Genomic DNA, 22,311 nt, shown 5'->3' with positions numbered 1-22,311 from the left:
TGTGCGTGTTCTGGTCATGTCATTACGCCCATCCCCAGTTCATACGGCATCCCGAATATTGAGTAAAGCCCAGCGTGACCGGAACGTCACCGCGGGGAAACCGTTGGAGAGCGTGGTGCCGGCAAGCTGACGATTTGAGTGCCGAGTTGGGCGCCGCACTTGGGAATCGTCAATAACTTGTCGGTTCTGGTGGGTGTCCAAGCGGCCTTGCCGCGCCTTCGGCGAAACTGGCGCTTTTCTTGCTTGTTTGAACCGGCAGTACACAAGCGTGCCCGGGGTGCGGCAGGAGAATTCAGGATGGGAGTATTGGACAGGATCGCAGAGGCCTTGCTGGCGACACTACAGGGGCTCAGCCCGCTGACGGTGATTGGCCTGTTCGCGCTGGTGTTGTTCGCGTTGTTCCTGGTGGCCCTGGGCGCGACGGCGCTGCGGCGCGCGAAGGCCCTGCAGGGGGCCGCGCCCGCGTTGCTGACCACGCTCGGGATCCTCGGGACGTTCCTGGGGGTGGCGATTGGCCTGCTGGACTTCGATGCGGGACGTGTGGAGGCGAGCATCCCCGCGTTGCTGGAGGGGCTCAAGCTGGCCTTTGTGACCAGTATCGTGGGCATCCTCCTGTCGGCGGTGCTGCGCATGGTGCAGGTGTTGACGCCCACCGCGGCTCTAGCGGAGCGCGAGGTTCCCGCCGAGGCGACAAACGGCACCAAAGATCCGGCGCAACTGGCCGAACAGCAACGCGATGCCGCGCTGGCGATGGTCGAGGCCGTGCGGACTCTGGACCAGCGCCTCGATGCCCGGCTGGAGCGGCAGCACCGGGAATTGACCGGGGCGCTGGACGGCATGGCCGAGCGCATCACCGAAATGAGCAGCACGCATCTCGTCGAGGCGCTGGAGCGGGTGATCCACGATTTCAACCATCGTCTTGGCGAGCAGTTCGGGGAGAACTTCCGCCGCCTGGATGACTCGGTCGCGAGACTGCTGGAGTGGCAGGATCAGTACCGTCAGCAGATGGAAACCCTGCAGCGTGCCTTTGATCAGGCGCGCAGCGGGGTCGAGCAGACCGAGCAGACGCTGGAGCGCATGACGGGCCAGGCCCTGCAGATCACGCGTCACGTGGAGGATCAGGAGTCGACGCTCTCCAGCCTGCGCCGCGAGACGGTCGAACTGGAGGCGCTGCTGGGCAGCATCGCCGCCCTGCGCGATCGCGCAACCGAGGCTTTCCCCGCCATGGATGCCCGCCTGGAGGCGATGCTCGAGAGCATCGAGAACGCCGTTCAGGCCGGACACGCGGCCGAGCAGCGCTGGAGCCGGCCGGTGGCATCAGCGGGCGGGCGTAACTGATGTTTGCGTGGATGGCGCGGCGCGGACGCCGGGCCGAGGGCCCCGGCAGCGAGGCGGACCAGGGCTCGCACTGGCTCGCCGTGGCGGATCTGATGGCGGCGTTGATGATGATCTTTCTGTTCCTCGCCCTGCTGCATATGGTGCAGGTGGAGCGCGAGAGTGCCGCGCACACGGAGGTGCGCAACGAGGCGGCCGCGCTGCGCGCGGCGATCTATTCGGTGCTCGAGGAGGAGTTCCGGGAGGATCTGCCGCGCTGGAACGCGGAGCTGGATCGCGACAGCCTGACGCTGCGTTTCCGTGAGCCGGAGGTCCTGTTCGAGCGCAGTTCGGCCTCCATCCGGCCGCGATTCGAAGCGATTCTGGCGGATTTCATGCCGCGCTATGCCGAACAGCTGCGCCCGTTCGCCGACGTGATCCGGGAGGTGCGAATCGAAGGCCACACCTCGAGTGAGTGGGCCGGGAGCGACGATCCCCTGGAGGCTTATTTCGGCAACATGGATCTTAGCCAGCGGCGCACGCGGGCGGTGCTGGAATATGCCTACCAGCTGGAACCCCTGCAGGAGGCGGACTGGTTTCGCTCGCGGGTCGCCGCCGTGGGCCTGTCATCTTCGCGGCGGGTGCTGGATGCACAGGGCGAGGAGGACCGCCGCGCCTCCCGACGGGTCGAATTCAGCGTGCTGACGGACTTTGAAACGCGCCTGCTGGGCGAGGCCTCGCCGGCGGCGCCGGACCCCTTGCCGCTGGAGGCGCGCGGGCGCTGATCGTAAGGGGAACACGTAATCAGTGTTGCCCTCGGCGTCAGAGGGCCTGAAGCAGGGCCTCGCGCAGTCGGGTCTGTGCCTCGGCGTCCAGCGGGGTGCGCCCGGGTCGGCTCAGCAGGAAGCTGTCTTCGACCTGTTCGCCGGCCGTGGCGATGCGGGCGGTGCGGACGTCGATACCCTGCTCGCCAAGGATATGCCCGATGGTGGACAGCAGGCCCGGTCGATCCAGGGCCCGCAGGCGCATGCGCGTGGCGTGGCCCCCGGGCGCCGGCTCGAATTCGATGCGGGTGTCCACGTCGAAGTGCTTGAGGCGTCGCGGTAGCTGACGCGTGGCGGGGTTGGGGGTGCGGCCCTGGCGGGCGAGTTCGTGCTCCAGAGCGTGGCGGATCTCGTCGGCGCGATAGCCGGCATCGACGGTCTGGCCGCCGCCGCTCTCCAGGACCAGGAAGGTATCCAGGGTGCGGCCACCCGCCGTGGTGATGATGCGGGCGTCCACGATGTCGAGCCCGAGCTGGGTCAATGCGCTGGTGATGCGGGCGAAGATCTGCGGGTGATCCTCGGCATAGACGAAGATCTCGGTGCTGCCGCGCGAGGTCTTGGGGCGTACCAGGATCAGCGGGAGCGCGTCCGGTTCCAGCGGGAGCAGGGCCTGGGCATGCCAGGCGATCTCGTCGGCGGAATGGCGGAGGAAATACTCGTCGTCGAGTTCATCCCACAGCCGACGCGCCTGTTCCGGATCGAAGCCCTGTTGCTGTAGCCGCTCGAGCGCCTCGACGCGCGTCTGCCGGATCTGCTCGTCCATGTCCGGCGGGGTGTCCAGGCCACGATCGAGGACGTTGCGCGTGGCGTGGTAGAGGGTCTGGAGCAGGGCATCCTTCCAGCTGTTCCATAGCTCCGGGTTGGTGCCGCGGATATCGGCAATCGTGAGCAGATAGAGAAAGTCCAGGCGTTCGCCGGTGGCGACCTCCCGTGCGAAGCCGAGGACCACCTCGGGGTCCGAGATGTCCTTGCGCTGGGCCGTGAGGGACATCAGCAGGTGCGAGCGCACCAGCCAGGCGACCAGCCCGGCATCGGCGTCCGAGAGCCCGTGTTGCTGGCAGAAGTGCAGGGCGTCGTGGGCGCCCAGCTCGGAGTGGTCGCCGCCGCGACCCTTGGCGATGTCGTGAAACAGCGCGGCCAGGACCAGGCGTTCCGGCCGTTCCAGGCTCGCGTGGATGCGGTGCGCCAGGGGTTGTTCGTGGGCGAACTCGGGCAGCGCGAGCCGGCGCGCGTTGCGCACCACGTTCAGGGTGTGTTCGTCCACGGTGTAGGCGTGGAAGAGGTCATACTGCATGCGCCCGATGATGCGGCCGAAGGCCGGCAGATAGTTGCCCAGCACGCCATAGCGGTTCATCCGGCGGAGCTGGCTGGTGATGCCGCGCGGCGCGCGCAGGATGTCCATGAACAGCTCGCGGCAGACCGGGTTGCGCCGGAAGTGACCGTCGATCAGGTGGCGGTGGGCCCGGATCAGGCGGATGGTGGAGGCCCGTATGCCCTGGATCTCGGGGTGTTCCTGCAACAGGCGGAAGACCTCCAGCAGGGCCGGCGGGTAGATCATGAAGACCTGGTCGTGCGCGGCCTCGAGATAGCCACCCCGGAGCTGGAAGCGCTGATGGATGCGCACCGGTTCCTGCAGGTTTTCGGGGTCGTCCAGGATGGCCTCGTTGAAGTGCTGCAGCAGCAGCTCGTTCAGGCGCTCGAGGTCGTTGATGGTGCGGAAGTAGCGCTGCATGAACTGCTCGACCGCCCGGTTGTGGTTCTGGTCGACGAAGCCGAAGGTGTTGGCCAGCTGGCGCTGCAGGTCGAACAGCAGGCGGTCCTCGCGGCGGCCGGCCAGCATGTGCAGGGCGAAGCGCACGCGCCAGAGGAAGTTCTGGCCCTCCATCATCTCGCGGAATTCGCCCTCGCGCAGGAAGCCCAGCGAGACCAGTTCCTCGATGCGCTCGGCGCCGTAGTGGCGCTTGGTGACCCATCCGATCATCTGGATGTCGCGCAGCCCGCCAGGGCCTTCCTTGACGTTTGGCTCCAGGCGGTAGGCGGTCTCGCCGAAGCGGCGATGCCGGGCCTGCTGTTCCGCCAGCTTGGCGGCGTAGAAACTGCGCGAGTCCCAGATGCGATCGGGTTCGATGGCCTGGCGGAAGTCGTTGAACAGACCCAGATGACCGGCCAGGTAGCGGGCCTCGATCAGGTTGGTCGCAACGGTGATGTCGTCGCGCGCCTCGCGGGTGCAGTCTTCGATGCTGCGCACGCTGTGTCCGACTTCGATGCCGATATCCCAGAGGAAGGTGACGAAATCGCTGATGCGGTCGAAGCGGGCACGGTCGTGCTCGCCCTCGAGGATGATCTGGATATCGATGTCGGAGGCGGGATGCAGTTCGCCGCGCCCGTAGCCCCCGACTGCGATCAGGCACAGCCGGTCGTCGTCGGCCAGGCCCTTCTGCGCCCAGATCAGCTTGAGCAGCTCGTCGATGCGCCGGGCATGGCCATGGATCAGTTCGGCGATGGGCATGCCGTCACGAAAGCCCTGGTACTGCTGCTCCAGGATGGCGCGGCGGCGGTCCCGGAACAGGGCGATGTTCCCCGGGTTGCGGCTCAGGCGCTGATAGTCCTCGCCCCAGTCGGCCGTGAAGGCCGGGGTATCGAGTTCGCCGGGGGTGCTGCCCGCAGGATTCATTGCAACTCCGTGGCGTTGTTGGTGCGAATCGGCGGGTAAGGGAGGCGAAAAGCCCGGATCAGGCCGCGATCTCCTGGGGCGGGGTTTCGTCCTTGCGCAGGGTCAGGATCTCGTAGCCATCCGCGGTCACCAGGATGGTGTGCTCCCACTGGGCCGAGGGGCTGTGATCCTTGGTCACGGCGGTCCAGCCGTCGGCGAGGATGCGCGTATGCCGGCGTCCGGCATTGATCATGGGTTCGATGGTGAAGCACATGCCTTCCTCCAGCGTCATGCCGGTGCCGGGCTTGCCGTAGTGCAGGACCTGTGGGTCCTCGTGAAAGCCGCGCCCGATCCCGTGACCGCAGAATTCGCGCACCACGGAGCAGCGCCGGGCCTCGGCGTATTCCTGGATGGCGTGTCCGATGTCGCCCAGCGTGGCCCCGGGGCGGACCTGCTGGATGCCGAGGTACATGCTGGTGCGCGCCACGTCGATCACCCGCTGGGCCTGGATGCCGGCCTTGCCGATCACGAACATGCGGCTGGTATCGCCGTGAAAGCCGTTCTTGATGACGGTGATGTCAATGTTGAGGATGTCGCCGTTCTTCAGCTTCCGGTCGCCCGGGATGCCGTGGCAGACCTGGTGGTTCACCGAGGTGCAGATCGACTTGGGAAAGCCCCGGTAGTTGAGCGGGGCCGGGATCGCGTCCTGGGTGTTCACGATGTAGTCGTGGCAGATCCGGTCCAGCTCCCCGGTGGTCACGCCGGCCTGCACATGGGGCTCGACCATCTCGAGGACTTCGGCGGCCAGGCGGCCGGCGACGCGCATGTGTTCGATCTCTTCGGGGGTCTTGATGGAAACGGACATGGAGGCTCCCGCCGCGGCGCCCGGAGGGGCTCGGCGTTTGGTTCGGGTAAGCGTCCTATGCTATAAAGCGCGCGCCTCGCTGGCAATTCGGCGGGGCCGGATGCCGCCCTTTGCGGGGCCGGTGTTCGGAACCTTAATCCACACACGTATCGGCACGGTCTGTCGGGTGCCCGCTCGCGAAAGAAGATTCGGTTCGGGTTTCAGATCGGGATACGTGGAGGCTCAACCCGTTACAGGAGAAACCTCATGTCCCTCGTGACTATGCGACAGATGCTGGAGGCCGGCGTGCACTTCGGCCACCAGACGCGTTACTGGCATCCCAAGATGGCCCCGTACATCTTCGGGGAACGCAACAAGATTCATATCATCAACCTCGAGAAGTCCCTGCCGATGTTCAACGACGCGTTGAACTTCCTCGGCAAGCTCGCCGCCGACGGCGGCCAGATCCTGTTTGTCGGCACCAAGCGCTCGGCGCGCGACGTGGTGGCGGAAGAGGCACGTCGCTGCGGCATGCCGCACGTGAGCCACCGCTGGCTGGGCGGGATGCTGACCAACTTCAACACGGTCAAGCAGTCGATCAAGCGCCTGAAGGATCTCGAGACGATGGACGCCGACGGCAGCTTCCAGGTCCTGAACAAGCGCGAGGCCCTGAGCCGTCGCCGCGAGAAGGAAAAGCTGGATCGCAGCCTGGGCGGTATCAAGGACATGAACCGCATGCCCGACGCCATGTTCGTGATCGACGTGGGCTACGAAAAGATTGCCGTGGCCGAGGCGAAGAAGCGCGGCATCCCGGTGGTGGCAGTGGTCGATTCCAACCATTCCCCGGAAGGCGTGGACTACGTGATCCCGGGCAATGATGACGCGATGCGTGCCATCCAGCTCTACGTGGCCGCGATCGCCGACACGATCATCGAGGCCAAGGGCGCCGTGAGCACCGGTGGCGTGAGCGAAGAAGAGTTCGCCGAGCCGGCCGCGGCCGAAGGTTCCGACGACACCGCGTCGCCCGCCAACCCCGCTTGATAACCGGGACCGGCCGCCCGAGGCGGCCGGTCCGAGCATGATTCAGGAGCACCAACGATGCAGATTACTGCTGCACAAGTGAAAGAACTGCGCGAGCGCACTGGCGCCGGCATGATGGAATGCAAGAAGGCCCTGACCGAGACCGGGGGAGACCTGGAAGCGGCCGTGGAAGCCATGCGCAAGTCCGGCATGGCCAAGGCCGACAAGAAGGCGGATCGGGTTGCGGCCGAGGGCCGGGTCGAGATCGCCTGCGAGGGTTCGCAGGCCGTGATCGTCGAGATCAACTGCGAAACCGACTTCGTTGGCAATGACGACAACTTCCGTGCCTTCACCGGCACCTGCGCCAAGGTGGCGCTGAACACCGCAGCCGATTCTGTCGAGGGTCTGATGGCCGAGACCGTGGATGGCCAGACCCTGGAAGAGCAGCGCACCCAGCTGATCGCCAAGGTGGGCGAGAACGTCCAGGTACGTCGCTTCGAACGAATGAGCGCGGAAGGGGCCCTGGGCTTCTACCAGCATGGCGCCCGCATCGGTGTGCTGGTCGGCCTGAACGGCGGAGACGAGGCGCTGGCTAAGGACATTGCCATGCATATCGCGGCCAGCCACCCGGTGTGCGTGGACGAAAGCCAGGTGCCGACCGAGATGCTCGACAAGGAGCGCGCGATCTTCAAGGCGCAGGCCGAGGAGTCCGGCAAGCCCGAGAACATCATCGAGAAGATGATCGAGGGCCGGATCCGCAAGTACCTGGGCGAGATTACCCTGGTCGGCCAGCCGTTCGTGAAGGACCCCGATCAGACCGTCGGCCAGTTGCTGGAGAGCAAGGGTGCGTCGGTGTCCGGATTCATCCGCTATGAGGTGGGCGAGGGCATCGAGAAGAAGACCGAGAACTTCGCCGAAGAGGTCATGGCTCAGGCGCGCGGCGCCTGATCCAGCAGGATCCCGGGGCGGCCGCTTGAAGCGGCCGTTTCCGGATAAGAGGGCCAGAAAAAACTGGCAAGCGAGAATAACGAGCCCGAGATAAGGAACTCCATGAGTCAGGACAGCCAGCCCGCGTACCGGCGCATCCTTCTGAAGTTGAGCGGGGAGGCCCTGATGGGCCAGCAATCCTACGGGGTGGACCCGGATGTCCTGGCGCAGGTGGCCGAAGAGGTCTCGGAGCTCTCCCGCATGGGGGTAGAGGTCGGCATCGTGATCGGTGGCGGTAATATCTTCCGCGGTGCGGGTTTGGCGCAGGGCGGCATGGACCGGGTGACCGGTGATCACATGGGCATGCTGGCGACGGTGATCAACGCGCTGGCGCTGCAGGATGCGATCGAGCGGGCCGGGCGTTTCTCCCGCGTAATGTCGGCGATCCGGATCAACCAGGTCTGCGAGGACTACATCCGGCGCCGTGCGGTGCGCCATCTCGAGAAGGGGCGGATCGTGGTGTTCGCGGCCGGGACCGGTAATCCGTTCTTTACGACGGACTCCGCGGCCAGTCTGCGGGCGATCGAGATCAACGCCGATATCATGATAAAGGCGACCAAGGTCGACGGGGTCTACGATGCCGACCCGGTCAAGAGCAAGGATGCCCGACGCTTTGAACGCCTGACGTTCGATGATGCGCTGGAAAGGCGCCTGGGCGTGATGGATACCACGGCCCTGGTGATGTGCCGCGACAACGGCCTGCCGATTCGTGTAATGAACATGTTTGCCAGGGGCGACCTGCAGCGGCTCGTGATGGGCGAGGCGGTGGGTACCCTGGTCGAGGGATCCCGCAATGAGTGACGCCACCATCAAGGACGCGCGCGAGCGCATGGACAAGAGCCTGGAAGCGCTGCGCAACGAACTGTCGAAGATCCGCACGGGGCGGGCGCACCCCACGCTGCTCGAGCACGTGCACGTGGAGTACTACGGCATGGAAGTGCCGATCAACCAGGTCGCGAACATCACGGCCGAGGATGCGCGCACCCTGGCCGTGGTGCCGTACGAGAAGGACATGGTGGGTAAGGTCGAGAAGGCCATCATGACCTCCGATCTGGGGCTGAACCCGGCGAGCATGGGGACCGTGATCCGGGTGCCGCTGCCGGCGCTGACGGAAGAGCGCCGCCGCGAGCTGGTGAAGGTGGTGAAGGCGGAGGCCGAGCACGCACGGGTCGCCGTGCGCAATATCCGGCGTGACGCCAACAATGCCTTCAAGCAGCTGGTCAAGGACAAGGAGATGTCCGAGGACGACGAGCACAAGGCCCAGGAGCAGGTCCAGAAGCTGACCGACGACCACATCGCCAAGATCGACGCGATGCTGGCGGACAAGGAAGCCGAGTTGATGGAAGTCTGACCGGCGCGCACGATGCCGGTTATCCCCAAACCCCGCGATGGGCTTCCCGCGCATGTGGCCATCATCATGGATGGCAACGGCCGCTGGGCCGAGGCGCGCGGTCTGAGCCGATCCGAAGGCCACCGCGCCGGGCTGGAGGCGACGCGCAACGCCGTGCGCTTCTTTGCCGAACAGGGCGTTGGCACCCTCACCCTGTTTGCCTTTAGCAGCGAGAACTGGGGCCGCCCCCGGGAAGAGGTCGAGGCCCTGTTCGACCTGTTTGTCTCCGCCATCGAGGCGGAGCTTCCGGAACTGGTCGAGCGCGGTATCGTGCTGCGCTTTATCGGGGATCGCGCCACGTTCCCGTCCGATCTTCAGGCACGCATGACCGAGGCCGAGGAGGCCACCGCCGGGAACGACCGCATGTGCCTGGTGGTGGCGCTGGGCTATGGCGGGCGCTGGGACATCCTGCAGGCGGCCCGGCGCTGGGTGGCCGACAGCGACCGCGGAGCGGACCCCGAAGCCGCCTTCTCCGGATATCTGAGTACGGCCGGCCTGCCGGACGTGGATCTGCTGATCCGCACCGGGGGTGAACACCGGGTCAGCAATTTCCTCTTGTGGCAGGCGGCCTACGCCGAACTGCTGTTCATCGAGACCTTCTGGCCGGATGTGACGAATACGGAGCTGGAGGAAGGGCTGACCTGGTACGCAAGCCGCCAGCGCCGCTTCGGGCGCGTGCCGGCCGCGGGCGACGCGGCCGCGCCGGGGGAGGCGACGGGTGCTTAGGCAACGGATCCTGACGGCGTCGGCCCTGGGCCTGCCGGCCCTGGCCCTGGTGGCCTGGGGCCCCAACTGGGCCGTGCTGCTCCTGGTGGTGCTGGTGCTCGGGCTGGCCACCTGGGAATGGGGCGGCCTGGCGGGACTGGTGGGCCACGGTGCCCGCGCCGCGCTGGTCGCGGCCGTGGGCGCCCCCGTGCTGGCGCTTGGAACTGCCCCTGCAGGGGCGCTGCACTACCTGATTCTGGGCCTGGCCCTGCTGTGGTGGCTGGTGATCCTGCTGGTGCTGCCGTTCTACCGGGAACACGAGGAGGGCGCGCGCGGCCGACATGGACCGCTGTTTGCGGTTGCGGCGATCCTCACGCTGGTGCCGGCCGGAATGGGCCTCGTCTGGCTGCACGCACTGGCCCCGTTGCTGGTGGTGTATCTGGTGGTGCTGGTGGGGCTCGCGGATACGGGCGCCTACTTCGCCGGCAAGGCCTTTGGCCGCAACCCGCTGGCGCCCCATATCAGCCCCGGAAAGACCCGCGAGGGGTTATTCGGCGGCCTGCTCACGGTACTGGCCTTCGCGACCGTGGTGGCGATCGGGTGGGGGCTTGCCCCGATGGACGCGCTGGTCTTCCTTCTGCTGTCGGTACTGATCGGTCTGGTGTCGGTGGTCGGGGACCTGTTCGAGAGCATCCTGAAGCGCGAGGCCGGGTCCAAGGACAGTGGTTCCTTGCTGCCGGGTCACGGGGGTATTCTGGACCGGTTCGACAGTATGGTTGCAGCCGCCCCGGTGTTCCTGGCCGGGCTGTTGTGGCTGGCGCTGATACCGGCCTCGCCGGTGACGGGATAGCGCGCGCAGGCGCAGGTACTCATGAAGACGACGCAGCTCACCATTCTCGGATCGACCGGCAGTATCGGGCTGAGCACGCTGGACGTGGTGGCGCGTCAGCCGGCACGGTTCCGCGTCCATGCCCTGACGGCCCATCGCAACGTGGAACGCATGCGCGAGCAGTGCCTCCGGCACGCGCCGGAAATCGCGGTGATGGTCGATGCGGATGCTGCGGATGCCCTGCGCACGGCCCTGGCGGCGTCCGGTTCGCGCACGCAGGTGCGCGCGGGCGCGGAGGCCCTGGCCGAGGTGGCTCGCGCGCCGCAGGTGGATGCGGTGATGGCCGCGATCGTGGGGGGCGCCGGACTGTTGCCCACGCTGGCCGCGGCGGAGGCGGGCAAGCGGGTGTTGCTGGCGAACAAGGAGGCGCTGGTGATGTCCGGCGCCTTGCTGATGGATGCCGTGCGGCGCTCCGGGGCGTGCCTGCTGCCCATCGATTCCGAGCACAACGCGATCTTCCAGTGCCTGCCGAACGGGTATGTCTGTGCGGAGCCGGTGACACCGCACGGCGCCCGCCGGATCTGGCTGACCGCGTCGGGCGGGCCGTTTCGCGATCGTCCGCTGGACAGCTTTGCCGGCATCACCCCGGACGAGGCCTGTGCTCATCCCAACTGGGAGATGGGGCGCAAGATCTCGGTGGACTCCGCGACGATGATGAACAAGGGCTTGGAGGTGATCGAGGCCTGCTGGCTGTTTGCGGTACCGCCGTCGACGATCCAGGTCGTGCTGCATCCGCAGAGTATCGTGCACTCGATGGTGGCCTATGACGACGGCTCTGTGCTCGCGCAACTCGGGAATCCCGATATGCGAACACCGATTGCCCATGCCCTGGCCTGGCCCGAGCGCATGGAATCCGGGGTCGAGCCCCTGGACCTTCTGACCATGGGCCGGCTGGAGTTCTCCGAACCGGAAGCGGCGCGCTTCCCTGCGCTGGGGCTGGCCTATCAGGCCCTGGAGCGCGGGGGGACGGCGACGGCGGTGCTGAACGCGGCGAATGAGGTGGCGGTGGAGGCGTTTCTCGCCGAACGCCTGGCGTTCAGCGAGATCCCCGTGGTGATCGCCGCCACTCTCGATGCCATCGAGGCCGAGCCGGTGGACTCGCTGGAGCGGGTGTTGAGCGCTGACCGGAAGGCACGCGCGATCGCCGGGGAGCAGGTGGCGAACGCACGGCAAGTGGTGTCATGACCTTTCTGACGAGCCTGCTGGCATTCGCGGTGGCCATCGGCGTGCTCGTGACCGTGCACGAGTATGGACATTACCTGGCCGCGCGCCTGATGGGTGTCAAGGTGCTGCGGTTTTCGGTCGGTTTCGGGCGCCCGTTGTACAAGCGCTACTTCGGACGGGATCGGACGGAGTTCGTGATCGCCGCGCTGCCCCTGGGCGGCTACGTGAAGATGCTGGATGAGCGCGAGGGGGCCGTCGCGCCGGAGGAGGTCCCGCGCGCCTTCAACCAGAAGGGTCTCGGGGCCCGTACCTTCGTGGTGTCGGCGGGACCCGCGGCGAATTTCCTCCTGGCCATCGTGGTGTACGCCGTGATGTTCATGGTGGGCGTGGGAGGGGTCAAGCCGATTCTGGGCGAGGTGGCGCCGGAGACGCCGGCCGCCGAGGCCGGGCTCGAGCGCGGGCAGGAGATCCTGCGGGTGGGGGATCGCGCGGTCGTGGACTGGGAACAGGCCAACCTGCGGCTGCTGGATCATGCCGTGCGCGGCGAGGCCGTGACCCTGCTGGTGCGGGATGTGGAGGGTCGCGAGTTCGAGCGCGAGGTGGATCTGCGCGATCGCCAGGCGCTGCTGGGCGAGGGGCAGTTCCTCGACAAGCTGGGCTTGCAGCCGTATCGCCCCGCGCTGGAACCGCGTATCGGCGCGGTCGAGGCCGGGAGCCCCGCCGCGGCGGCAGGGCTGGAGCCGGGTGATCGCGTGCTGGCCGTGGATGGCGACGCCGTGACCGACTGGAACGACTGGGTCGAGCGCGTGCGTGCCCGTCCGGAGACGGACTTGCAGGTGACGGTCGAGCGGGATGGCCGAACCCTGGAGCTGCGCATGACGCCGGAGGCTGTGGATCATGAGGGCACGCGCATCGGCCGTATCGGTGCCGGGGTGGACCCGGATCAGCCGGCGGCGCGGGAGATGGCGGTCCTGGTGCGTCAGGGCCCGGTGTCGGCCTTTGTGTCCGGTGTCCAGCGCACGTGGGATGTCTCGGTCCTGACGCTCGGCATCCTGTGGCGAATGATCACCGGGGATGCGTCGGTTAAAAATATCAGCGGACCGGTTACCATAGCCGAGTTCGCGGGGGTCTCGGCGCTGATCGGGGTCTCGGCGTTCCTGGGTTTCCTGGGGCTGGTCAGTGTTTCCCTCGGGATCATCAACCTGCTGCCGATCCCGATGCTGGATGGCGGACATCTGCTGTATTACGCCGCCGAGGCGGTCAAGGGCAGCCCGGTGTCGGAGCGTACCCAGATCATCGGACAGCAGGTGGGGCTCCTGGCGATCGCGGGCCTGATGACACTGGCCCTGTACAATGATTTGACACGACTGTTCGGCTAGGCGTGGCGACGGGCCCCTCCGGATCGAGGGTCTTCGACGGGTCTGCCGAGCGGCCTTTTTCTGGCGGAGAGCATGGCGCGAAACAGCTTGAGAGGAATGGCCCTGATCGGCTTGCTGGGCCTGGCGGGGACGGCCTGGGGGCAGGCCTACGAGATCGAGGACATCGAGATCGAGGGGCTCGAGCGGATCACCGCCGGCACCGCGCTCAGCTATCTGCCCGTGCAGGTGGGCGATACCTTCGACGACAGTCGCAGCCCGGAGGTGATCCGCGAGCTGTTCCAGACCGGTTTCTTTGACGACGTCGAGATCGCGCGACGCGGTGACGTGCTGGTGGTGATCGTCTCGGAACGCCCCGCCATCAACGAGATCAACTTCTCCGGCAACCGCGACATCCCGGACGACGGGCTGCGCGAGGCCCTGAACTCCGCGGGCCTGCGCTCGGGGCGGGTGTTCAACCGCACCATGCTGGACCGTATCGAGAGCGAACTGCGCCAGCAATACTTCGCCCGTGGCCGCTACAATGTCCAGATTGACGTCGAGATCGTCGAGCTGCCGCGCAACCGCGTGGACGTAGAGATCGATATCGCGGAAGGGCCGGTGGCGAAGATCCGCCAGGTCAACGTGGTCGGCAACGAGAGCTACAGCACGCGCGAGCTGACCCGCGGTTTTGAATCCGGGGTGCCCCGCTGGTGGGCGTTCTTCAGTCGCCGCGACAATTACTCCCGCGAAAAGCTCTCCGGAGACCTGGAGCAGTTGCGTTCGCATTACCTCGACCAGGGGTTCCTGGAGTTCGATATCGACTCCACGCAGGTCACCCTGACGCCCGATCGCAAGGACCTGTTCATCACCATCAACGTGGACGAGGGCGAGCGCTACACGGTGACTGGCGTGGATCTGGCTGGCGAGTTCGTGATCCCGCGCGAGGAGCTGGAAGACCTGATCGAGGTGGATATCGACGCGCCGTTCTCGCGCAGCCAGATCACCGAGTCGGCGGAACGCATCAGCGAGCGGCTGACACGCGAGGGTTATGCCTTCGCCAACGTGAACCCGGTCCCCGATGTGGACGAGGACAACCGTGAGGTCGCGATTACCTTCTTTGTTGACCCGGGTCCGCGCGTGTATGTGCGCAACATCCGCATTACCGGCAACCAGAACACCGAGGAGCGGGTCTATCGCCGCGAACTGCGCCAGATGGAGAGCGCCTGGTACAACGGCGCGCTGATTGAGCGTTCGCGGGTGCGCATCCAGCGCTTGCCGTTCGTGCAGAGCGTGAACGTGGAGACCGAGCGGGTCGCCGGTACGGATGACGAGGTGGACCTGAACATCACCGTGACCGAGCAGCAGTCCGGGGCCCTGTCCCTGGGGGCCGGCTTCTCGCAGAACCAGGGCCTGTTGCTGACCGCCAGTCTGACCCAGGACAACTTTCTCGGGACCGGGAACCGCTTCTCGACCGAGGTCAGTACCAGCAAGGTCAACCAGCTGTTCCGGATGAGCGTGACCAATCCGCACTTCACGCCGTCCGGCGCGAGCCGCGGATTCTCTGTCTTTTACCGGAAGATCGATGCCGAGGAGGCGAACATCTCGCGGTACTCGTCGAATCGCTTTGGCTTCGACGTGACCTACGGCATCCCGCTGTCGGAATTCGACCGCATCCAGGTCCGGCCCGGTTTCGAGAACATCGAAATCGAGACGGTCGAGGCGTCTGCGACGCGCATCGGCACACCGGACGAGATCATTGACGAGCTGGACGAGTTCGGTGACTCGGCGAATCTCTACAAGCTGGAGACCAGCTACGTCCATGACACGCGGGACAGCACGACCTTCGCCTCGGAAGGTCGGCGGCACCGGGTCGGACTGGAAGTGGCGATTCCGGGCAGTGACCGCGAGTTCTACAAGCTGACGTACTCGGGCCAGGAGATCTTCCGGCTGTCCGATCGCTATTCCTTCAGTCTGTCGGCCGGGCTGGCCTATGCGGATGGCTACGGGGGCGACGAGGTGCCGTTCTACGAACGCCTCTTCGCCGGCGGCATTCGCTCCGTGCGCGGGTATGAGGACAACCGCCTGGGCGACCTGCGCCCGCTGCGGGATGGCCAGCCCGCGACGCGTGATTCGAACGACGATCCCTACGGGGGTCGCTTCCGGACCACGCTGTCGGCGGAGCTGTTCTTCCCGATGCCGTTTGCCGCCGACAACGACGCGGTGCGCATGAGTACTTTCGTGGATGCCGGGAACGTGTTCGATCAGGTGTCGGATTTCGATAGTAGCGAGTTGCGCGCATCGGCCGGGGTCGCGGTCACCTGGTTCTCCCCGGTGGGGCCGTTGAGCTTCAGTGTGGCCGAGCCGTTCAACAACCAGCCGGGTGATGATCTGCAGCGCTTCCAGTTCCTGCTGGGGGCCAGTTTCTGAAGATGGTCGATGCAAGCGATGCGAGTGCATCGGGAGGCGGTATGAGATCCGGGCTAGCCTGGTGGGTGATCGTGATGATGGTCGTCAGCGGGTGGCTGGCGCTGCCGGCGGCGGCGGGCGCGCAGAACGTGGCCTTCGTCACCATGAACCGGATCCTCGAGGATTCGCCGCAGGCCGAGGAGGCGATGCGCGAACTGGAGCGCGAATTTTCCCCGCGTGACTCGGAACTCGTGGCGGAACGCGAGGAGCTGCAGCGCCTGCGGGACCGGCTGGAGCGCGACGGGGACCTGATGAATCCGTCGGAACGTGCCGACCTGGAACGCGAGTTCTCGCAGCGCTCGCGCGAGTTCCGGCGGGCCCAGGAGAGCTTCAGCGAGGATCTGAACGTGCGCCGCAACGAGGAGCTGGCCAAGCTCCAGCGGCGTATCAACGATGCCATTGTCGACCTCGCCCGCGAACGCGACATCGACCTGATCCTCACCGAGCGTAACGTGCTCTACGCCAGCGATCGCATCGATATTACGGACGACATCCTTGCCGCAATGCAGCGCGACTGACGGCGGGTATACCGCCGGCGAGCTGGCGGAAACCCTGGGCGGGCGGCTCGTCGGCGAGGGTGAGCGGCGGGTTGCGGGGCTGGCCCCGCTGGCCGCAGCCGGACCCGGGGATCTGAGTTTCGTCACCGACCCCGACCGGCATGCCGAAGAAATCGAGAACTGTGCCGCGGGGGTGATCCTGGTGCCTGCAACCGCGGACCTGCCTGTGATTCCCGGGCGGTCCCTGATTGTGCTGCAGGATGTCTACCTGGGCTATGCGCGTGCGAGTCAGTGCCTCGGTGCCCGCCGCCGCTTGCGGCCCGCGGGCGTACATCCGGGTGCGTTCGTCGATCCCGGTGCTTCGGTGGCGGCCGATGCAAGCGTCGCGGTTGGCGCCGTGATTGGTGCCGGGACGGTGATCGGCGCGGGGGCCGTGGTGTCCGCGCATTGTGTGGTCGGTGAGGGCGTCACCATCGGGGCCGGCACCTTCCTGCACCCGCGCGCGACGCTGCTCGATGGGGTGGAGGTCGGGGAACGGTGCATCCTGCACAGCGGCTGCGTGATCGGCGCCGACGGCTTCGGCTTCGCATTGGCCGGCGGCAACGGCTGGGAGAAGATCGAGCAGCTGGGCCGCGTCGTGATCGGTTCGGATGTGGAAATCGGGGCCAATACCACCATTGATCGCGGGGCGTTGCAGGCGACGCGCATCGGCACCGGTGTGAAGATCGACAACCTCGTTCATGTTGCCCATAACGTCGAGATTGGCGACCATACTGCCATTGCCGGCTGTGTGGGCATTGCGGGGAGTGCCCGTATCGGGGCCCATTGCGCGATCGGGGGCGGCGCCGGGATCCTGGGGCATCTTTCCATTGCGGATCACGTGACGATCCACGCGATGACGCTGGTTACGCGCTCCATCGACCGGGCGGGTCACTACGCGTCCGGGGTGCCGCATCAGGAGGCGCGGCTGTGGAATCGCATGCTGGCACGGCTGCGACGCCTGGCACGTTAGGGGGGACGATCCCGTCCCGGGAACAGCCGGTTCTGGCCCATGTACGGGCGGAGAACCGATCGAACGTCGTATCGCACGTCCGCGCAGCGGTCCGTATGCGGCATCTCAAGAATCAGAAAAAGGACACCGGCGTGGATGACTTTAACGTCCAGGAAATCATGCGCTACCTGCCGCATCGCTACCCGTTCCTCATGGTGGATCGGGTGCTGGAGTGGGAGGCGGGCAGCTATCTCACGGGGATCAAGAATGTCAGTATCAACGAGCCGTATTTTCAGGGCCATTTCCCGATCAAGCCGGTGATGCCGGGGGTCCTGATCCTCGAGGCCCTGGCCCAGGCGACCGGGCTCCTGGCATTCAAGACGGAAGAGGCGCGCAACGAGAATCAGGACAAGCAGCAGCTCTACCTGTTCGTCGGCATTGACGAGGCGCGCTTTCGGCGTCAGGTGGTGCCCGGCGATCAGCTTCACCTGCGGGTCGATCTCAAGCGGACGGTGCGCGGGATCTGGCGCTTCGATGCGGTAGCGAAGGTCGGCGAGGATGTCTGCGCCACCGCACAACTGATGTGTTCCGGCCAGGAAATTCCGGCGTGATTGATCCGCGGGCCGACGTCCACCCCAGTGCCGAGATCGACTCCTCGGTGGAGATCGGACCGTTCTCGGTGATCGGTGCCAACGTGAAGATCGGCGCCGGGACCCGGGTCGGGCCGCACGTGGTGATTAACGGGCCCACGGAGATCGGGCGCGACAACCGGATCTTCCAGTTCTCCTCGCTCGGGGAGGAGCCGCAGGACACCAGCTATCGCGGCGAGCCGACCCGGCTGGTGATCGGTGACCGCAACGTGATCCGCGAATCGGTGACGCTGCACCGGGGCACCGAGAAGGGGCTGGGCGAAACGGTGATCGGGCACGACAACCTGATCATGGCGTACGTGCACATCGCCCACGACTGCACCATTGGCAACAGCATCATCTTCTCCAACGCCACTTCGCTGGCCGGGCATGTGGAGATCCAGGATCACGCAACACTGGGGGGGTTCACCCTGGTGCATCAGTTCTGCCGGGTGGGGACCTATGCCTTTACCAGCATGGGGGCCGCCCTGAACCGCGACCTGCCGCCGTACTGCCTGGCGAGCGGAAACTACGCGCGTCTGATCGGGATCAACAAGGTGGGGCTCAAGCGCAATGGCTTTTCCAACGAGGCCATCCAGGCGCTCCATCGGGTATTCATTCAGGGCATGCGCGGCCGGGCCGGCCGCGAGAGCCACCTCGACACGATGTTCGAGGAGACCGACGTCCCCGAGGTGCGCAACCTGATCGGGTTTGTCCGTGGCAGCCGGCGCGGCATCCTGCGCGGCGGCCGCCCCCACTGACCTTTGCGCTCCAACTCCCTCGGTCATTGAACCACAGAGGACACGGAGTGCACGGAGAAGGGCAAAGGCGATTCACAGGAAGGTCGGAAGGGGCGAAGAAATTCCGATTCAGATGGTTTCAGTAAACGGGCCTTTCTGGCGGACCGTTGCTGTAACCGCAAAGTGAATGGGCCATCACCGGTATGTGATCCGGGGGCGACCCATTCGTCATTTTGGGTCACAAAGCGACGTGGCGAACGGCGAGGGCGCCCCGTCTCACGGAACATAGTCGCGCTACGTTCGCAGCCACGCTCCCTCAGGAGCTCCCAGATGCCCCCGAGCCCACCGGCGCCTCACCCCTGTAACCCCTTCCTGCCTTCCCAGCTTCCTGTATACCGCCTTTGACCTTTCCCTTCTCCGTGCACTCCGTGTCCTCTGTGATTAAATCAGCGTCTCCCTAGTCAACAGATGGCCGTGCTGGAGGAGTTCCTGCGCCATTTCGGCGACGCGGCGGTCGGCCCCACCATCCCCCAGGCGTTCTCGCACGCGGGCCAGCCGTTCACGCATGGCCAACCGTTCCTCGGGGTGTGTGAGCAGGCTCATGGCATCCCGCGCGAGGCGCTCGGGGCTGGCATCTTCTTGCAGGTACTCGGGTACCAGGCGCTCGCCCCCGACGATATTGACCAGGGCGATGTTCTCGAGGCGAACGAGGCGCGAGAACACAGCATGGCTCACGGCCCCCATCCGGTAGAAGACCAGCATCGGGGCCTGGAGCAGTCCGGCCTCGAGCGTGGCTGTGCCGGAGGCAATCAGCAGGAGATCCGCCCCGGCCATCAGGGAATGGGTTTGCGTATCACCTCCCACGAACTGCAGGGGCAGGTCGTCCCAGGCCGCGAGCTCGGTCAAGCGATCGGTCGTTACCCCGGGTGCCATCGAAACCACGAACCGTACATCCGGATGCGCGGCATGGATGCGCCGGACCGTGTCTACGAGCATGGGCCAGTGGCGCTTCAGTTCGCCGCTCCGGCTGCCGGGCAACAGGCCGACCAGTCGCGTCTCGGGCAGCAGGTCCAGCGTTTCCCGAATCGGTGTTTGCGGCGGTTGCACCCGGTCCACCAACGGGTTGCCGACATAGCGCACCGGTACGCTGGCGGTCTCGTAGACCTCGGTCTCGAACGGGAACAGGACCGCCATGGCGTCGACGCAGCGGCGAATGCGCTTGATGCGCCCGGAGCGCCAGGCCCAAAGCTGCGGGCTGACGTAGAACAGCACACGAATCCCGAGGCGGCGGGCATGTGCCGCGAGGCGCAGGTTGAACTCCACGTAGTCGACCAGGACCAGCAGGTCCGGACGCTCGGTTTCGAGATGGCGGCTCATGCGCCGGAACAGCCGGCGCAGGCGCGGGTAGTTCACCAGCACATCGACCAGGCCGACCACCGCGAGCTCGGAGACGTCGATCAGCGTGTCGACGCCGGCGGCCCGCATCTGTGTCCCGCCCATGCCCGAGTAGCGCAGTCCGGGCTCGAGCGCGGAGAGCTCGTGGACCAGCCCCGCCCCGAGGGCGTCTCCCGAGCTTTCGCCGGCGCAGATCACCACATGCTGCGTCATTGCCGGAGCGGGGCTCCAGTCGGCGCGGGGCGGGGTGGCGTCATGCGAGGGCTTCGCGGATCTTCCCGCAGATCATGTCGATGGTCGCGTCCTCGAGTTCCGGGAACACGGGCAGCGACAGGCAGCGCGCGGCGATGTCTTCGGTGACGGGCAGCGATTCCGGGCGATTCTTCAGGTCGGCGAAGGCCTTCTGCTGGTGCAGGGGCACTGGGTAGTAGATCGCGCAGGCGACCTCGGCGGCCTTGAGGGCCTCCATGATGGTATCGCGGTGATCGGTCAGCAGCGTGTACTGATGGTAGACGTGGGTCCCGATACCGTCCTCGAAGGGCACCTCCACGGGCAGGCCGGCCAGGCCGTCGCGGTAGCGCGCGGCGACCCGGCGGCGCTCCGCGTTGTAGGTATCGATGTGCGGCAGCTTCACCCGAAGGATCGCGGCCTGCATCTCGTCCAGCCGGCTGTTGTAGCCGATCTCGTCGTGGTAGTAGCGCTCGCTGGAACCGTGATTGCGCAGACGGCGCAGGGCCTCGGCGGACGACGGGCAGCTGGTGGTGACCAGGCCGCCGTCGCCGAAGGCCCCGAGGTTCTTGCTGGGGAAGAACGAGAAGCAGCCGAAGGCATTGCCCGCACCGGTCTGCACGCCGTCGACCGTCGCGCCAAAGGACTGCGCACAGTCCTCCACGATCATCACCTTGTGCTTCTCGGCGATGGCCTGCAGGCGTGGCATGTCGGCTGGCTGGCCGAACAGGTGCACCGGCAGGATCGCCCGGGTGCGTTCGGTGATCGCAGCCTCTACCTGATCCGGATCGATGTTGAAGGTGCGCGGGTCGATGTCCACAAAGATCGGGTCGGCCCCGACGTAGCGGATGGCCTCGGCCGTGGCGATGAAGGTGAACGGGGTGGTGATGACCTCGTCACCCGGGCCGATCCCGGCCGCGGCCAGGGCCAGATGCAGGGCATCGGTGCCCGACGCGCAGGTGATCGCGTGCTCGACGCCGAGGTAGTCGGCCAGTTCCTGTTCCAGGGTCTGCACATTGGGGCCCAGGATGAAACGGGCGCCGGCCAGCACGTCCTGAAGGGCGGCATCGATTTCGGGGCGCAGGCTCTGGTACTGGCGCTGCAGGTCGACCATCGGGATCACGGCTTGACTCCTGTGGGGTTCGCATCGAGGTGGCTGTGCGGGCCGTCGGCCCGGCTCATGATGTTCAGGTTTTCATAGACCAGGTCGGTGATGCGGCTGGCCGTCTCCAGCGCGCGCTGGCCGTCGCGGCCGCTGACGACGACCGGACCCTGGCCGCGGACCGCGGCCACGAAAGCCTGGATCTCGGCGAGCAGGGCATCGGCCTCGTCGAACACACTCTCCTCGCGATGGATGGCCGGGGCGCCGGTCTCCGGATCGGGGTCACCGATATGGTTCAGCGACAGGATGCGATTCTGGAAGTCGACGGATGCGTAGGCATGCGACTGGAAGATGCGCATGCGGCGCTCGGACTTGGTGCTGATGCGGCTGGAGGTGACATTGGCGACGCAGCCGTTCGCGAACTCCAGGCGGGCGTTGGCGATGTCGATGTCGCCGGTCAGCACCCGGGCACCGGAGGCGCGGATCTCGGTCAGCGGCGCGTCCACCAGCGACAGGATGATGTCGATGTCGTGGATCATCAGGTCCAGGACGACCGAGACATCGGTGGCGCGAGGCTTGTAGGGCGCCAGGCGATGGGACTCGATGAATCGGGGATGCAGCGGGCTCTCGGTCAGTCGGCGCAGGGCGGCATTGAAGCGTTCCAGATGCCCGACCTGGAGTACCACGCCCTGCTTCTCGGCGATCCGGTTCAGGGCCTCGGCCTGCTCCAGGGTCGCGGTGATGGGCTTCTCCACGAGCACGTGGCAGCCGGCCTCGAGGAAATCGCGGGCGATGTCGTAGTGAAGGGTGGTGGGGGCGGCGATGGAAACCGCATCGACCTGCCCGATCAGGGCGCGATGATCGGTCTCCGCGCGGCAGTCGTTGTCGGCCGCCACGCGTTGGGCGGTTTCGGGGTCGGCGTCGACCACGGCCACCAGCTCGGTATCCGGCAGCGCAGCGTACTTGGCGGCATGCCATCTGCCGAGGTGGCCCACGCCGATGGCGGCGCAGCGTAACGGGGATTGGGACATGGGTAGGCTCGGATCCGGAGGGGGTGTGCTAGGATTTTCGGCGCTATTGTAACGGATCCCCGGCGCGGCGCATGGTCGTGTTCG

At 66.3% G+C, this 22,311-nt stretch carries 20 protein-coding genes; 15 read left to right on the top strand and 5 right to left on the bottom strand.

Features of this window, described 5'->3' with window-relative positions:
- Positions 1 to 297 precede the first annotated feature (297 nt).
- Both D105_RS0103250 and D105_RS0103245 read left to right on the top strand, forming a co-directional pair.
- Positions 298 to 1,338 (top strand): hypothetical protein, encoded by a 1,041-nt coding sequence (locus D105_RS0103250; protein WP_038032684.1) that lies wholly within the window; start codon positions 298 to 300, stop codon positions 1,336 to 1,338.
- On the top strand, positions 1,338 to 2,099 hold the full coding sequence (locus tag D105_RS0103245) for an OmpA family protein (RefSeq protein WP_018877467.1): 762 nt from the start codon (positions 1,338 to 1,340) through the stop codon (positions 2,097 to 2,099). The genes D105_RS0103250 and D105_RS0103245 overlap by 1 nt, the downstream gene beginning before the upstream one ends.
- Before the next feature lie 37 nt (positions 2,100 to 2,136).
- Here the strand turns inward: D105_RS0103245 and glnD are convergent, their stop codons facing one another.
- Together glnD and map are read right to left on the bottom strand one after the other, a co-directional pair.
- Positions 2,137 to 4,812 (bottom strand): [protein-PII] uridylyltransferase, encoded by a 2,676-nt coding sequence (gene glnD / locus D105_RS0103240; RefSeq protein WP_018877466.1) that lies wholly within the window; start codon positions 4,810 to 4,812, stop codon positions 2,137 to 2,139.
- Between the two features lie 58 nt (positions 4,813 to 4,870).
- Positions 4,871 to 5,656, bottom strand: a complete 786-nt coding sequence (gene map / locus D105_RS0103235; protein ID WP_018877465.1) for a type I methionyl aminopeptidase — start codon at positions 5,654 to 5,656, stop codon at positions 4,871 to 4,873.
- A 246-nt stretch (positions 5,657 to 5,902) separates the two neighbouring features.
- Here map and rpsB point away from each other — a divergent pair, with 246 nt between their 5' ends.
- From rpsB to lpxA, 13 genes are all read left to right on the top strand, one after another.
- The gene (rpsB, locus tag D105_RS0103230) at positions 5,903 to 6,676 is read left to right on the top strand and encodes a 30S ribosomal protein S2 (protein ID WP_018866996.1); all 774 of its coding nucleotides are present in this window, start codon (positions 5,903 to 5,905) and stop codon (positions 6,674 to 6,676) included.
- A 57-nt stretch (positions 6,677 to 6,733) separates the two neighbouring features.
- Positions 6,734 to 7,603 (top strand): translation elongation factor Ts, encoded by an 870-nt coding sequence (gene tsf / locus D105_RS0103225; protein WP_018880223.1) that lies wholly within the window; start codon positions 6,734 to 6,736, stop codon positions 7,601 to 7,603.
- Between the two features lie 102 nt (positions 7,604 to 7,705).
- Positions 7,706 to 8,443: a UMP kinase gene (gene pyrH / locus D105_RS0103215; RefSeq protein WP_018866994.1), complete on the top strand. Its 738-nt coding sequence runs from the start codon at positions 7,706 to 7,708 to the stop codon at positions 8,441 to 8,443.
- Positions 8,436 to 8,993 (top strand): ribosome recycling factor, encoded by a 558-nt coding sequence (gene frr, locus D105_RS0103210; RefSeq protein WP_018866993.1) that lies wholly within the window; start codon positions 8,436 to 8,438, stop codon positions 8,991 to 8,993. The genes pyrH and frr overlap by 8 nt, the downstream gene beginning before the upstream one ends.
- A gap of 12 nt (positions 8,994 to 9,005) precedes the next feature.
- Positions 9,006 to 9,758: a polyprenyl diphosphate synthase gene (gene uppS / locus D105_RS0103205; RefSeq protein WP_018866992.1), complete on the top strand. Its 753-nt coding sequence runs from the start codon at positions 9,006 to 9,008 to the stop codon at positions 9,756 to 9,758.
- Entirely contained in the window at positions 9,751 to 10,587 is an 837-nt protein-coding gene (locus tag D105_RS0103200) for a phosphatidate cytidylyltransferase (RefSeq protein WP_018866991.1), read from the top strand. Before uppS ends, D105_RS0103200 begins: the two co-directional genes overlap by 8 nt.
- Before the next feature lie 21 nt (positions 10,588 to 10,608).
- Entirely contained in the window at positions 10,609 to 11,811 is a 1,203-nt protein-coding gene (gene ispC, locus D105_RS0103195; RefSeq protein WP_018866990.1) for a 1-deoxy-D-xylulose-5-phosphate reductoisomerase, read from the top strand.
- A complete protein-coding gene (gene rseP, locus D105_RS0103190) occupies positions 11,808 to 13,169 on the top strand; it encodes an RIP metalloprotease RseP (RefSeq protein ID WP_018877462.1) in 1,362 nt (453 codons plus the stop codon). The genes ispC and rseP overlap by 4 nt, the downstream gene beginning before the upstream one ends.
- A gap of 72 nt (positions 13,170 to 13,241) precedes the next feature.
- Complete coding sequence (gene bamA / locus D105_RS0103185) at positions 13,242 to 15,575, top strand: outer membrane protein assembly factor BamA (protein WP_369772229.1); 2,334 nt, start codon at positions 13,242 to 13,244, stop codon at positions 15,573 to 15,575.
- 41 nt (positions 15,576 to 15,616) lie between these two features.
- Positions 15,617 to 16,132 (top strand): OmpH family outer membrane protein, encoded by a 516-nt coding sequence (locus tag D105_RS0103180; protein WP_026142999.1) that lies wholly within the window; start codon positions 15,617 to 15,619, stop codon positions 16,130 to 16,132.
- The gene (gene lpxD, locus D105_RS0103175) at positions 16,110 to 17,123 is read left to right on the top strand and encodes a UDP-3-O-(3-hydroxymyristoyl)glucosamine N-acyltransferase (RefSeq protein WP_018877461.1); all 1,014 of its coding nucleotides are present in this window, start codon (positions 16,110 to 16,112) and stop codon (positions 17,121 to 17,123) included. The genes D105_RS0103180 and lpxD overlap by 23 nt, the downstream gene beginning before the upstream one ends.
- Before the next feature lie 95 nt (positions 17,124 to 17,218).
- The gene (fabZ, locus tag D105_RS0103170) at positions 17,219 to 17,713 is read left to right on the top strand and encodes a 3-hydroxyacyl-ACP dehydratase FabZ (protein ID WP_018866985.1); all 495 of its coding nucleotides are present in this window, start codon (positions 17,219 to 17,221) and stop codon (positions 17,711 to 17,713) included.
- Positions 17,710 to 18,492, top strand: a complete 783-nt coding sequence (gene lpxA, locus D105_RS0103165; RefSeq protein ID WP_018866984.1) for an acyl-ACP--UDP-N-acetylglucosamine O-acyltransferase — start codon at positions 17,710 to 17,712, stop codon at positions 18,490 to 18,492. Before fabZ ends, lpxA begins: the two co-directional genes overlap by 4 nt.
- Before the next feature lie 420 nt (positions 18,493 to 18,912).
- On the opposite strand, the gene lpxB is transcribed toward lpxA, so the two are convergent.
- From lpxB to D105_RS0103150, 3 genes are read right to left on the bottom strand one after another with little or no spacing between them, the layout of a single operon-like run.
- Complete coding sequence (gene lpxB / locus D105_RS0103160) at positions 18,913 to 20,079, bottom strand: lipid-A-disaccharide synthase (RefSeq protein ID WP_018877460.1); 1,167 nt, start codon at positions 20,077 to 20,079, stop codon at positions 18,913 to 18,915.
- A 40-nt stretch (positions 20,080 to 20,119) separates the two neighbouring features.
- Complete coding sequence (locus D105_RS0103155) at positions 20,120 to 21,217, bottom strand: DegT/DnrJ/EryC1/StrS aminotransferase family protein (protein WP_018866982.1); 1,098 nt, start codon at positions 21,215 to 21,217, stop codon at positions 20,120 to 20,122.
- Entirely contained in the window at positions 21,214 to 22,227 is a 1,014-nt protein-coding gene (locus D105_RS0103150; protein ID WP_018866981.1) for a Gfo/Idh/MocA family protein, read from the bottom strand. Before D105_RS0103150 ends, D105_RS0103155 begins: the two co-directional genes overlap by 4 nt.
- Positions 22,228 to 22,311 lie beyond the last annotated feature (84 nt).

The organism is Thioalkalivibrio sp. ALE28, assembly GCF_000377425.1.
Taxonomy (GTDB): Bacteria; Pseudomonadota; Gammaproteobacteria; order Ectothiorhodospirales; family Ectothiorhodospiraceae; genus Thioalkalivibrio.
Note: the sequence above shows the minus strand (reverse complement) of the source record. Positions and strands in the feature narration are given on the sequence as shown.